The 11,526-nt window shown below is 70.1% G+C and carries 13 protein-coding genes; 6 read left to right on the top strand and 7 right to left on the bottom strand.

Features of this window, described 5'->3' with window-relative positions; genetic code table 11:
• The first annotated feature begins 18 nt into the window (after positions 1 to 18).
• Both HD597_RS52570 and HD597_RS52565 read left to right on the top strand, forming a co-directional pair.
• On the top strand, positions 19 to 1,335 hold the full coding sequence (locus HD597_RS52570; protein ID WP_253755230.1) for a hypothetical protein: 1,317 nt from the start codon (positions 19 to 21) through the stop codon (positions 1,333 to 1,335).
• Between the two features lie 214 nt (positions 1,336 to 1,549).
• A complete protein-coding gene (locus tag HD597_RS52565) occupies positions 1,550 to 1,711 on the top strand; it encodes a hypothetical protein (RefSeq protein WP_020540796.1) in 162 nt (53 codons plus the stop codon).
• Between the two features lie 122 nt (positions 1,712 to 1,833).
• On the opposite strand, the gene HD597_RS52560 is transcribed toward HD597_RS52565, so the two are convergent.
• The 7 genes from HD597_RS52560 to HD597_RS52530 all read right to left on the bottom strand — a co-directional run bounded on the left by HD597_RS52560 (position 1,834) and on the right by HD597_RS52530 (position 8,553).
• Positions 1,834 to 2,115, bottom strand: a complete 282-nt coding sequence (locus HD597_RS52560) for a metal-sensitive transcriptional regulator (protein WP_080044376.1) — start codon at positions 2,113 to 2,115, stop codon at positions 1,834 to 1,836.
• A gap of 29 nt (positions 2,116 to 2,144) precedes the next feature.
• Positions 2,145 to 3,212 (bottom strand): glycosyltransferase, encoded by a 1,068-nt coding sequence (locus tag HD597_RS52555; RefSeq protein ID WP_253755229.1) that lies wholly within the window; start codon positions 3,210 to 3,212, stop codon positions 2,145 to 2,147.
• On the bottom strand, positions 3,209 to 4,003 hold the full coding sequence (locus HD597_RS52550; protein WP_253755227.1) for a hypothetical protein: 795 nt from the start codon (positions 4,001 to 4,003) through the stop codon (positions 3,209 to 3,211). The genes HD597_RS52555 and HD597_RS52550 overlap by 4 nt, the downstream gene beginning before the upstream one ends.
• Before the next feature lie 147 nt (positions 4,004 to 4,150).
• The gene (locus HD597_RS52545; RefSeq protein WP_253755225.1) at positions 4,151 to 6,256 is read right to left on the bottom strand and encodes a (Fe-S)-binding protein; all 2,106 of its coding nucleotides are present in this window, start codon (positions 6,254 to 6,256) and stop codon (positions 4,151 to 4,153) included.
• Positions 6,257 to 6,395: 139 nt separating this feature from the next.
• On the bottom strand, positions 6,396 to 6,977 hold the full coding sequence (locus HD597_RS52540) for a TetR/AcrR family transcriptional regulator (protein ID WP_253755223.1): 582 nt from the start codon (positions 6,975 to 6,977) through the stop codon (positions 6,396 to 6,398).
• On the bottom strand, positions 6,974 to 7,747 hold the full coding sequence (locus HD597_RS52535) for a class I SAM-dependent methyltransferase (protein ID WP_253755221.1): 774 nt from the start codon (positions 7,745 to 7,747) through the stop codon (positions 6,974 to 6,976). Before HD597_RS52535 ends, HD597_RS52540 begins: the two co-directional genes overlap by 4 nt.
• Positions 7,744 to 8,553, bottom strand: coding sequence for a sugar phosphate isomerase/epimerase family protein (locus HD597_RS52530; RefSeq protein WP_253755220.1), 810 nt, complete (start codon positions 8,551 to 8,553; stop codon positions 7,744 to 7,746). Before HD597_RS52530 ends, HD597_RS52535 begins: the two co-directional genes overlap by 4 nt.
• Positions 8,554 to 8,609: 56 nt before the next feature.
• On the opposite strand from HD597_RS52530, the gene HD597_RS52525 reads away from it, so the two are divergent.
• The 4 genes from HD597_RS52525 to radA all read left to right on the top strand — a co-directional run bounded on the left by HD597_RS52525 (position 8,610) and on the right by radA (position 11,514).
• On the top strand, positions 8,610 to 9,308 hold the full coding sequence (locus tag HD597_RS52525) for a class I SAM-dependent methyltransferase (RefSeq protein WP_253755218.1): 699 nt from the start codon (positions 8,610 to 8,612) through the stop codon (positions 9,306 to 9,308).
• A gap of 42 nt (positions 9,309 to 9,350) precedes the next feature.
• The gene (locus tag HD597_RS52520) at positions 9,351 to 9,719 is read left to right on the top strand and encodes a MerR family transcriptional regulator (protein WP_253755216.1); all 369 of its coding nucleotides are present in this window, start codon (positions 9,351 to 9,353) and stop codon (positions 9,717 to 9,719) included.
• A 2-nt stretch (positions 9,720 to 9,721) separates the two neighbouring features.
• Entirely contained in the window at positions 9,722 to 10,027 is a 306-nt protein-coding gene (trxA, locus tag HD597_RS52515) for a thioredoxin (RefSeq protein WP_221524547.1), read from the top strand.
• 80 nt (positions 10,028 to 10,107) lie between these two features.
• Complete coding sequence (gene radA / locus HD597_RS52510; RefSeq protein WP_253755214.1) at positions 10,108 to 11,514, top strand: DNA repair protein RadA; 1,407 nt, start codon at positions 10,108 to 10,110, stop codon at positions 11,512 to 11,514.
• Positions 11,515 to 11,526 lie beyond the last annotated feature (12 nt).

Genomic DNA, 11,526 nt, shown 5'->3' with positions numbered 1-11,526 from the left:
CCGAGTACCCCCAGTACGATGACCGCCGTGCCACCCTGGGATGCGTTCACCGCCACGGAAGCAGAGGTCCGCGCGATGGTCGCGGACCCGCGCTGGCAGGCGCTCTCCGTGCCCGATCGCGCCCACGTGCTGGCCGCCAGGATACTGGTCACCCCCGACGGCGACCGGTGGCTGTACGGCGCGCACGCGCGCTGGCACCTGCACGACCCCGCCGACGGCCGCTGGCATCCGGCCCCGCCGCCGCGCGGCACGCGGGTGCGCCGGGTGACGCACGCCGCGGCCGTCCTGCCGGACGCCGTGGTGCCCCCCGGCCACGACTTCCACGCCGAGCCCGGCTCCACGCAGTCGTTCATCGGCCCCGACGTGCCCGAGCGCCTCACAGAACAGCTCAGGATCCTGGTACGCGGCTGCGGGCGCAAGTCCGAGCTGGACTACCCGCTGTCGGCCTTCGACGAGATCTTCGCCACAGACGTGCCGAGCACCGTGGCGGCGGCCTGGGGCACGATCATGTGGTGCGCGTACGCGCCCGCCTTCGACGGCAACGAGCGGCTGATCACCGTCTTCGGCGAGTACCTGCGCCGCTCCCTGCCCGGCGACGAGTGGGTGCGCTGGCTGCCGGCGCCGCCCTTGGTGGATCTCGTCACGCTGGTGGCCGAGCGGATGCGGGCGGGACGTCCCCGAGCCGCGCTCAGGCTCGCCGCCGTGATGGCGGACACCGCCCAGATCCTGCTGCTCGACACCCGCTTCAGGCCGCGGGCGCTGGCGCTGCTCACGATGGTGGAGCCCATGCTGCGCCGGCCCGGGTTCGGCGACCCGTACGACGACGACGCGGTGATGCGGCGGGAGTGGCTGGAGCGCTGCCCCGCCCGCCTGTGCCGGGCGCTGCTCGTGGAGAACGATCCCGAGGCCCACTTCTCACACACCGTCTACGACCTCGTGGACGCCCTGTCGTTCACGCCGGAGCCGCGCCGGGCCGCGGCCGCGTTCCTGGCCGACCTGTCCGACTCCCGGCAGACGCTGCCGGGGCGGCTGGATCACCGGCTGCGGATGGCGTACGAGGAACTGCGCCACGCCGGGCTCACGGGGACGTCCGCGGCCGAGACGACGCAGCCGGAGGGCTTCGCCGTCCGTACGGATGAGGCGGCGCCGGCGTTCGAGGTGGAGCCGCCCGACAGGGGCAGCGCGGCGGCGGTGCTGGGGGCCGCGTACGCCATGGGGCTGGCGTGGGGGCGGCTGACGGGGGCCAGGCTCCCGGAGCGGGGCCTGGCGGGGCAGTCGGCACTCGTACGGAAGATCGTCCACGAACGGGACGACCACCACACAGGGCACATGTAAACCACTAATGCCGCCATTTCCCTCTTACTCCTCCTATATCGTTCTAACGCTCCAGATAACAGCAATTTCGCTGAATTGTGATCTCGGATTCGGGAAATGATCCTGACGGGGCCCCAGCGGCGCAGAAAGGAATGACTCCGATGGGCCATGTCGCCGGAAGGGCGTGCGCCGTAACCTCGTAGAGGGTGTGGGCTGCGGAAGGAAGGACGACGCGGTGGGGCACGACGACCTGGACTCTCGGGTCCATGACCGTGTCGCGTTGGACGAGATTGCGCTCTACGCCGAGGTGCTCACCGCCGTGGCAGTCAGTGAGCGGCGGCTGACCTTGGACGAACTCGACGACGCGCTCGGATTGCGGACTTCGGCGAGTCGCTGAAGAACCAACTCGATTACCAAGACCCCGGGGACCTAGTTCCCGGGGTTTCACATAACTAGTCAATCCACGGCTGGATCATCCGACTTACGGATGAGGCCCTCAGGACAGAGGGCTAGACCCCGCTACGAACGCACGAGGCGGGCGATCGCCGCCGACGCCTCCTTGACCTTCGCCTCGGCCTCGGGGCCGCCCGTGTTGATGGCGTCGGCCACACAGTGCGAGATGTGCTCCTCCAGCAGCCCCAGAGCGACCGCCTGCAGCGCCCGGGTGGCCGCGGAGACCTGGGTGAGCACGTCGATGCAGTAGGCATCGTCGTCGACCATGCGCTGCAGACCTCTGATCTGGCCTTCGATTCGCCGCAGGCGCGTCAGATATGCCTGCTTGTCTCCGCTGTACCCATGCATGGTTCTACGGTACCCGTAAGGAGTATGAGCTAGCGGAGATCGGTGATGAGCTTCTCCCACTGCTCGGCCACCTCGTCGGCCGAGTGCCGCACCGCGGTGTCGAGCGCGCCGGCCGCCAGCGAGCGCCGCCTGCGCTCGTCGTCGATCAGCGCCAGCAGCGCCGCCGCGAAGAACTGCAGGTCCCCCTCGGACTCCGGCACGAGCACCCCGTTGTAGCCGGTCGCCACGAACTCCCTGGGCCCCTTGGCGCCCTCGAAGGCCACCACCGGCACCCCGCAGCCCATGGCCTCCAGCACGGTCATGCCCAGGTCCTCGCTGCGCGAGGTGGTGGCCACGATCGACGCCTTGGCGAACTCGCCCGCCAGGTCCTGAGTGGTGCCCATGAAGTAGACGTGGTTGTGCAGGTTGAGGTCGCGCACGAGCGAGCGCAGCCGCCGCTCCTCCGGGCCGCCGCCGTAGAGCCGCAGCCGCCAGTCGGGCCGCTTGTCGGCCACGATCGCGAACGACCTGATCAGCCGGTCGTACGCCTTCACCGGCACCCACCGGCCGCCGGCCGCCACGATCCTGTTGTCCATGCGAGAGCGCGGCCACGGGCCGCTCGGCAGCGCGTCCAGCACGCTGTGCACGGCGGGCCCGTCGCCGAGGAGCCTGCTCCACTCCTCCTGCGCCGACTCCGTGGCCGTCACGACGGCGCTCAGGCGCGGATAGAAGCGCTGCACGGGCCCCGGCACGGCCGGCCGGCTCCACTCACGGGCGATCCTGATGGTGTCGCGCGGCGCGTGCCTGGCCGCCTGCACGCCGATCCCCGGCCTGGTGGTGATCAGCACGTCGGACCTGAGGTTGCGCAGCACCCGCCACAACGCCACCTCGGTGCGCACCTGCCCGCGCGGGAGCAGGTGCCTGACCCCCGGCCGGACGTCGACCACGCTGCGCATGCTCACCTTGGGGCCGACGGGGAAGAACGGCTTCTCCTTCTGCCGCCTGACGCTGATCACCTCGACGTCGTGCCGCTCGGCGAGCGCGGTGGCCAGGTTGAGCGTGGCGCGCACGTCGCCCCGCATGGCGTACGCGGAGGCGAGGACCAGGCTGACCTTCATCCGCCGACCTCGATCCGCAGCTCGTCGTCGGCGGTGTAGCAGGGTTTGATCAGCACGCCGTCCACGCGGGCCGACGGGTAGTGCAGGCGGCGGCGCTTGCCGTCCACGTCGTCGAGCCGCGAGCCGAGCCGCAGCGTCGCGGGCACGCCGTCCACCTGCAGCGCCGGCTCCCACATGCCGGAGCCCTCGGGGTCGGCGGCCAGCACGTCCACGAGCGACACCGCCGCGTGGAAGCGCACGCCCTGCACCGTCGCCGTGGCCTTGAGGTGGGCGCCCGTCTGCCTGCGCTCCAGGGTCAGCACGGCCTCGTGGCGGGAGTCGTCGTCCTCCAGGCCGGTGTAGGCCAGCAGGCCCATCACCTCGAAGCGGCCCTCCCTGAACCAGATGGAGCGCACCTCCGCCACCGGCTCGGCGTCGGAGATCTTCAGGGCGAGGAAGCCGTTGCGCGTTCGATACGAGCGGTAGGCGAGCGTACGCCTGCACAATGCATACGCGTCGAGATGGTCGAGCGAGAACCCCGGATCGACGCTGCGCAGCCTGCTGCGCTTGCCCTCGTGGCGCAGGTACGCGTCCCAGCGGCCGGCGCTGAGCTCCAGCGGCGCGAGGGAGACCGCCAGCGTGGCCTCGCGCGTGCGCGCGCCTGGGCTGCCGAGCAGCACGTCGCGTTCCACCCCCGTGGTGCGATGCCGGAGAACGAGTTCGGTGCCATCTTCCAAGGGTTCGTCGATGGCGAGTCGCAGGGAGAGCACGTCGGCCAGGGTGACTTCGGCGTCCGTGACGACGACGCCCATCACGAGCCCCCTCCCCGTCGAATAAGGCCATGCGACGTTGAGGTTACCGTGATTTTCCCGTTATGTGGATGCCGGATTTCTTGCGACCACACCCGTAGACAGGCGAAACTCCTCCACACCAGGTGTGGAGGAGTCCGACATCTCCCGTCAGGAAGCGCCCTTGACGGACTTGATCAGAAGCTGCGCCACGTCCACGACTTCCAGCGATTCCTTGGCCTCGCCGTTGTTCTTCTTCTCGTTGATGGCATCGCCCAGCATGACCATGCAGAACGGGCAGGCGGTGGAGACCGTGTCGGGGTTGGTGGTCAGCGCCTCGTCCACCCGCTCGGTGTTGATGCGCTTGCCGATGCGCTCCTCCATCCACATGCGCGCGCCGCCGGCGCCGCAGCAGAAGCCGCGGTCCTTGTGGCGGTGCATCTCCTGCGTCTGCACGCCGGGCACCTTGGACATGATGTCGCGCGGCTGGGAGTACACCTTGTTGTGGCGGCCGAGGAAGCACGGGTCGTGGTAGGTGATCTTCTCCTCGATCGGCGTGACCGGGGTGAGCAGCCCCTCGTCCACCAGCTTCGACAGCAGCTGCGTGTGGTGCACGACCTCGTAGGTGCCGCCGAGCTGCGGGTACTCGTTGGCCAGCGTGTTGAAGCAGTGCGGGCAGGTGGCCACGATCTTCTTGACCCCGGCCTCGTTGAGCGTCTCGATGTTCTGCTGGGCCAGCATGTTGAACAGGTACTCCATGCCGAGCCGCCTGGCCGGGTCACCGGAGCAGGCCTCCATCGGGCCGAGCACCGCGAACTTCACGCCCGCGATGTGCAGCAGCTCCGCGACGGCCTTCGTGGTGCGCTTGGCCCGGTCCTCCAGGGCGCCCGCGCAGCCCACCCAGAACAGGTACTCGGTGCCCTCGGGCATCTTGTCCTCGACGACCTCGACCTCGAAGTCGAGCTCCTCGATCCAGTCGGCCCGCTTCATCTCGGACATGCCCCACGGGTTGCCCTTGTTCTCCAGGTTCTTCACCATCACTCCCGCCTCCGACGGGAACGACGACTCCACCATCACCTGGTAGCGGCGCATGTCGAGGATGTGGTCGATGTGCTCGATGTCCACCGGGCACTGCTCGACGCAGGCGCCGCAGTTGGTGCAGGACCACAGCACGTCCGGGTGGATGACGCCCTCCTCGCCGACGAGCGGCTTCTCCAGCAGCGCCAGCACGTCGGTGTCCTTGTGCTCGACGCCCGCCGAGGCCGCCAGCAGGTACGGGGCCACCTTGAAGGCGTGGTCACGCTGGTCGAGGATGAGCATCTTCGGCGACAGGGGCTTGTCGGTGTTCCACGCCGGGCACTGCGACTGGCAGCGGCCGCACTCCGTGCAGGAGTAGAAGTCGAGGAAGCCCTTCCACGTGGTGTCGCCGATCTTGCCGCGGCCGAGCCGCTCCGGGTCGAGGTCCTCGTCCTCGAAGTCGACCGGCTTGCCGTCCACCCGCATCTCGGGCGCGCCGCCGAGGCCGTCGGGGCGGCGGGAGAAGAGCACGTTGAGCGGGGCGGTGAAGATGTGCAGGTGCTTGGAGTTCACCACGATGACCAGGAACACCAGCATGAAGCCGATGTGCAGGAGCAGCGCGATCTCCTCCAGCAGCGTGCTCTGCGGCAGCACCTCACCGAGCGCGAGCGAGACGAACGCGCCGGAGGAGTAGGGGAAGTTGCCGTTGGCCGCCGCCGCGCCCCTGGCCAGGAACAGCGTCCAGATGATGTTGAAGATCATGAACAGGACGAGCCACGCGCCGCCGAGGTGCGAGCCGGAGAAGCGGGAGCTCCGGCCGAGCGTCTTGGGCGAGTTCCTGACCCGGATGATCGCGAAGGCGACCAGGCCGAGCACACAGGCCACCGCGATGAAGTCCTGGAGGAAGCCGAGCACGCCCCACGTCCCGATGAGCGGGATGTGGAAGTCGGGCGTGCCGGTGATCGCCCCCTGGATGATCGCGCCGTACGCCTCGATGTAGACGGTCAGCAGGATGAAGAACGCCCACATGACGAAGAAGTGCGCGACGCCCGACGGCGTCCACTTCAGCAGCTTCTTCTGGCCGAACACCTCGACGAGTTGCGCCTTGAGCTCATCGCCGACGTGCGTTCTGGCGTACTCGGTCCGCTCGGGCGCCGGCGGGCCGACGGTGGCGAGTTTGAACAGGAACATGACCCTGCGACCGGCCACGGCCACCGCCGCGACGGTCATGACGAGCCCGATGACGGCTACCCAGAGCACGGGGTCCTCCCACAGACGACGTTGGCTGTCAGCGTACGGTCACCCGCTGCGCAGGCATGTAGCAGCAATCCTACCCACGAGTAACTTTACTGGGTTACTCGACATACCCTAAGGTCATCGCCGTCTCCAGAACAATGCTCTATCCCGTGAAGTACCTCTGGATGGTCGGGGCAAGGATCTCCACCAGCTCGTCGTGCCCGGCGCTGGCCAGCGGCTCCAGCTTCAGCACGTACCGGGCCAGGACGATCCCGAGCATCTGCGCGAAACCCGCCTCCACCCGGAGCTGCGGCACCCCCAGCCGGTCGGCCACCTGGTACAGCAGGGCCGAGGTGAAGAACTCCCTGACCATCCCGACCGCCTGCTCGTTGCTCATCGCCGAGCGGAGCAGCGCCAGCACCGGCGCCCGGGTCTTCTCGTCGGCGGTGAGGGTCAGGATCGTCCGGACCAGCCGCTCCCCGATCTCCTCGCGCGGCCCGTCGAACAGCACCGGCAGGATCTGCTGAGGGTTGATCGGCAGCTCCATGGCCGCGGCGAACATGCCCTCCTTGGTGTCGAAGTAGTGGTGCACGAGGGCCGGATCGACCTGGGCCTCCCGCGCGATGCCGCGGACGGTCGCCTTGTCGAACCCCTTCTCCGCGAACACCCTCCTGGCGGCGGTGAGGATCTCACCGCGCGTGTCGGCCGACCCCGGCCTGCGCCCGGGCCTGCGCCTGTCCGTCACCTACCCACCGCCAGGTAGACCCGCATGGGCACCGACAGCAGCCCCTCGGGGAACTCCTCCCGCAACGCCGCCCGCTGCCGCTGCACCACCTCGTCCGCCCGCTCCGGTGACAGCGCCGCCATGTACGAGTGGGAGCGCAGGTCGAGCAGGAAGTCCTCGACGCCGATCAGCCGTGTCCAGGGGATCCAGCGCTCCTCGATCACCTCGAAGGCCGAGGCGATCGGCGGCACCGACCACTGCTCGACCGCCGGCCCCCAGTAGCCGGGCACGTCCTCCGCCAGCCGGGCCTCGTAGGCGGCCAGCCAGTCGGCCTGAGCCGCGTGGTTGAGGTTCCAGCAGCCCACGATGGCGCCCTGCGGCCGCAGCACCCGCCGGGCCTCGGCGATCGAGACCACCGGGTCCAGCCAGTGCCACGACTGGGCGTACGTCACCAGGTCGGCCACCTCGTCGGCCAGCGGCAGCGCGTTGCCGTCGGCCAGCACGGCGCTCACCCGCGTGCCGTTCGGAGCGGCGGCCTTCGTGATGAGGCGGGCCAGCATCGCCTCACCCGGGTCCACCGCGATCACATGGGAGCCGCGCGCCCGCAGCGCGTGCGTCATGATGCCGGTGCCCGCGCCGACGTCCACCGTGGTGGCGCCGTCGAGCTCGACGCCCGACAGCTCGGTCAGCGCGCGGTAGACCTCGTCGGGGTAGCCGGGCCTGGCCGCGTCGTAGGCGTCGGCCACCAGGTCGAACGTCCGGCCCAGATCCTTGATCGGCCCTGTGTTCATGTGGACGCCGCCAGGTGCAGCCTGGCGAAGGCCAGGGCCTCGGCCAGGTCGTCGATCCGCTCGGTCCTGCTGGCTGCCTTGCGGGTGTTGATCTCGAGCACCACCAGGCCCGAGTAGCCCGTGTTCGCCAGCCGCTCCAGCATCTGCGCGCACGGCTGGTTGCCCCTGCCGGGCACCAGGTGCTCGTCCTTGTTCGTCACGCCGAGGCCGTCGGCCAGGTGCAGGTGCGAGAGCCTGTCGCCGAGCTTGACGGCCATCTCCATGGCGTCGGAGCCCGACACGGCGGTGTGCGACAGGTCCAGCGTGACCTGCGGGAAGTCGTAGTCGATCGGGTTCCAGTCAGGTGAGTAGGGCACCACGTCGTTGCCCCTGGCCCGCAACGGGAACATGTTCTCCACCGCGAAGGTGACATCCGTCTCGTCCCGCATCCTGGCCAGCCCGGTCTCGAAGTCACGGGCGTAGTCGCGCTGCCAGCGGAACGGCGGATGCACCACGACCGTCGAGGCGCCCAGCCGCTCCGCCGCCTTCTGGGCCTTGACCAGCTTCGCCCACGGGTCGCGGCCCCAGACCCGCTGGGTGACCAGCAGGCAGGGCGCGTGGATGGCGAGAACGGGCAGCTCATAGTGCTCGGACAAGCGCTCGATCACATCGATGTCCTGGCTCACCGGGTCGGCGCCGACCATGATCTCGACGCCGTCATAACCCAGGCGCGCCGCCAGCTCGAACGCGTCGGGAGTGCGTTCCGGATATACCGAGGCGGTGGACAATGCGATCTTCGCATTGGGCACGCGGATGACATCAGCCACGTTGCCAGCCTAAGCCGGAGAAGCCGATCTGGCGCGTCAGCCCCTAGCGTTAGGACATGACCCGGATAGCGAAAGGTGCGATCCCGAGCCCGAATATCTGGAACACGCCCCAGATCTACGAGCTGGAGAACCGCGCCGTCGACCCCGATGGCGCGGCCGACGCGGCGATGCGCGCCCTGCGCCCGTGGAACGGCGCCACCGTGCTCGACATCGGCTGCGGCACCGGCTACCACCTGCCCGTCCTGGCCGCCGAGGCGTCCCGGGTGATCGGCGTGGAGCCGCACGGCGACCTGGCCGCGCTGGCCCGCCGCCGCTGCGCGGGCCTGCCCGGCGTGACCGTGCACGCCGCGACGGCCCAGGACCTGCCGCTGCCCGACGCCGGGGTGGACGTGGCCATGGCGCGCTGGGCGTACTTCTTCGGGCCCGGCTGCGAGCCGGGCCTGCGCGAGCTGTCCCGGGTCGTACGGCGCGGCGGCGCAGCCTTCGTGGTGGACCTCGACGCCACCCGGGGGTCGTTCGGCCGGTGGTTCTCGCGTACCGTGCCGACGTACTCGGCGCGCGAGGTCGAGTCGTTCTGGCAGCGGCAGGGCTGGCAGCGCAAGGAGCTCGACCTGCGCATGGTCTTCCAGCGGCGCGCCGACCTGGAGGCCGTGCTGCGCATCGAGTTCACGCCCGAGGTCGCCGAGCAGGCCATCGCCGAGACGTCCGGCCTGGAGCTGGCCTACCCGAACGTGCTGCGCTGGCGCTACTTCTGAGGCCTTGACCTTGACACCGACGTCAACGTTTACCTTGGAGGCATGCGCATCGGTGAGCTGGCGGAACGCACCGGGGTGAGCACCCGCTCGCTCCGCTACTACGAGCAGCACGGGCTGTTGCGCGCCCGGCGCGCCTCCAACGGCTACCGCACCTACAGCGAGGACGACGTCAGGCTGGTCTCCGAGATCCGGGCCCTGCTCCAGATCGGCTTCACGCTGGAGGAGACCCGCCCGTTCGTCGACTGCCTGCGTCAGGGGCACAGCACCGGAGGCTCCTGCGCCGAGTCGGTCGAGGTCTACGAGCGCAAGCTCAGCGAGATCGACCAGGAGATCCGCGTGCTGCTCGCCCGCCGCGCCGAGGTGGCCGCCCAGCTCGCCCAGTCGTGCCCAGGTTGCTTTGTGAGGGGATGAAGATGATCACGCTGACCACCGACAACTTCGAGGAGCAGGTGCTCAGGAGCGACAAGCCGATCCTGGTCGACTTCTGGGCCGAATGGTGCGGCCCCTGCCGGATGGTGGCGCCCGTGCTGGAGCAGATCGAGGCCGAGCACGGCCTGACGATCGGCAAGCTGAACACCGACGAGAACCCCGAGATCATGGCCCGCTATGGAGTGATGGGCATCCCGACGCTGATCCTGTTCGAGAACGGCGAGCCCGCCAAGCAGGTCGTCGGCGCCAAGCCCAAGCGCATGCTGGTCTCGGAGCTCGGCCTGGCGTGATCGCCGACGTGGCTTGATCGCCGGCCTGGCCCGGTTGCCGGCGGGCGTGATTGTCGGTCCCAGCCGCTAGCCTGCTCCGCATGGCCAAGACTGCCCCGAAGCCCGGATACCGCTGCGCCGAGTGCGGCTGGCGCACCACCAAATGGGTCGGCAGGTGCGGAGAGTGCCAGGCCTGGGGCACGGTCGACGAAGAGGGCGCCAGAGCGGGCGCCACCGTCGTCCAGGCCGGGGCCACCACGGCGCCCGCCCTGCCCATCGGCCAGGTCAAGGCCGAGGTGGCCACCGCCCGCACCACCGGGGTCGCCGAGCTCGACCGGGTGCTGGGCGGCGGCCTCGTCCCCGGCGCGGTGGTGCTGCTGGCGGGCGAGCCCGGCATCGGCAAGTCCACGCTCCTGCTGGAGGCCGCCGCGCGCATCGCCGAGCGCGCGACCGTCCTGTACGTGACGGGCGAGGAGTCGGCGGCCCAGGTGCGCCTGCGGGCCGACCGCATCGGCGCCATCCAGGACCAGCTCTACCTGGCGGCAGAGACCGAGCTGTCGGCGCTGGTGGCGCACGTGGAGAAGGTCCAGCCGCGGCTGCTGGTCGTCGACTCCGTCCAGACGATCGGCTCCGCGCAGGCCACCGGCGTGCCCGGCGGGGTGACGCAGGTGCGCGAGGTGGCGGCCAACCTCGTCCGGCTGGCCAAGGAGCGCAACATGGCCACCGTCCTCGTCGGCCACGTCACCAAGGAAGGCTCCATCGCCGGCCCCCGCACCCTGGAGCACCTCGTCGACGTCGTGCTCAACTTCGAGGGCGACCGCCACTCCAGGCTCCGCATGGTCCGCGCGATCAAGAACCGGTTCGGCCCCACCGACGAGATCGGCTGCTTCGACCTGCACGAGCGGGGCATCGAGGGCATCACCGACCCGAGCGGGCTGTTCGTCTCCCGGCGCAGCGAGCCTGTCGCCGGCACCTGCGTCACGGTCACGGTCGAGGGCACCCGCCCGCTGCCCGCCGAGGTCCAGGCCCTGGTGGCCCGCACCGAGGCGCAGCAGCCCCGGCGCACGTCGTCCGGGCTCGACACCTACCGCGTGCAGATGGTCCTCGCCGTCCTGGAGCGCCGGCTCAACGCCCGCCTCGGCGGCTGCGACGTGTTCACCGCGACCGTCGGCGGCATCAAGCTGGCCGACCCCGCCGTGGACCTGTCGGTCATGCTCGCCGTCGCCAGCGCCGCCGGCGACAAGCCGCTCCCCCCTGGCCTGGTCGCGCTGGGCGAGGTGGGCCTGGCGGGCGAGCTGCGCCCGGTCAAGGACGTGCGCAGGCGGCTGACGGAGGCCGCCCGCCTGGGCTTCAAGCGCGCCCTCGTCCCCGCCGGCTCGCTCGAGGAAGGCGGCCGCAGGCGCGGCGGCCAGCGCGCCCTGGTGCCGGTCGGGCCGGTGGCCTTCGCGCCCGGGTTCGAGGTGGTCCAGGCGGAGAACGTCTGGGACGCCCTCACACACGTCACATGAGCGCGGCTAAGC

Source organism: Nonomuraea thailandensis (assembly GCF_024172165.1).
GTDB classification, from domain to species: Bacteria; Actinomycetota; Actinomycetes; order Streptosporangiales; family Streptosporangiaceae; genus Nonomuraea; species Nonomuraea thailandensis.
The sequence above is the reverse complement of the archived record's forward strand: the minus strand, read 5'-3'. Positions and strand labels throughout refer to the sequence as shown.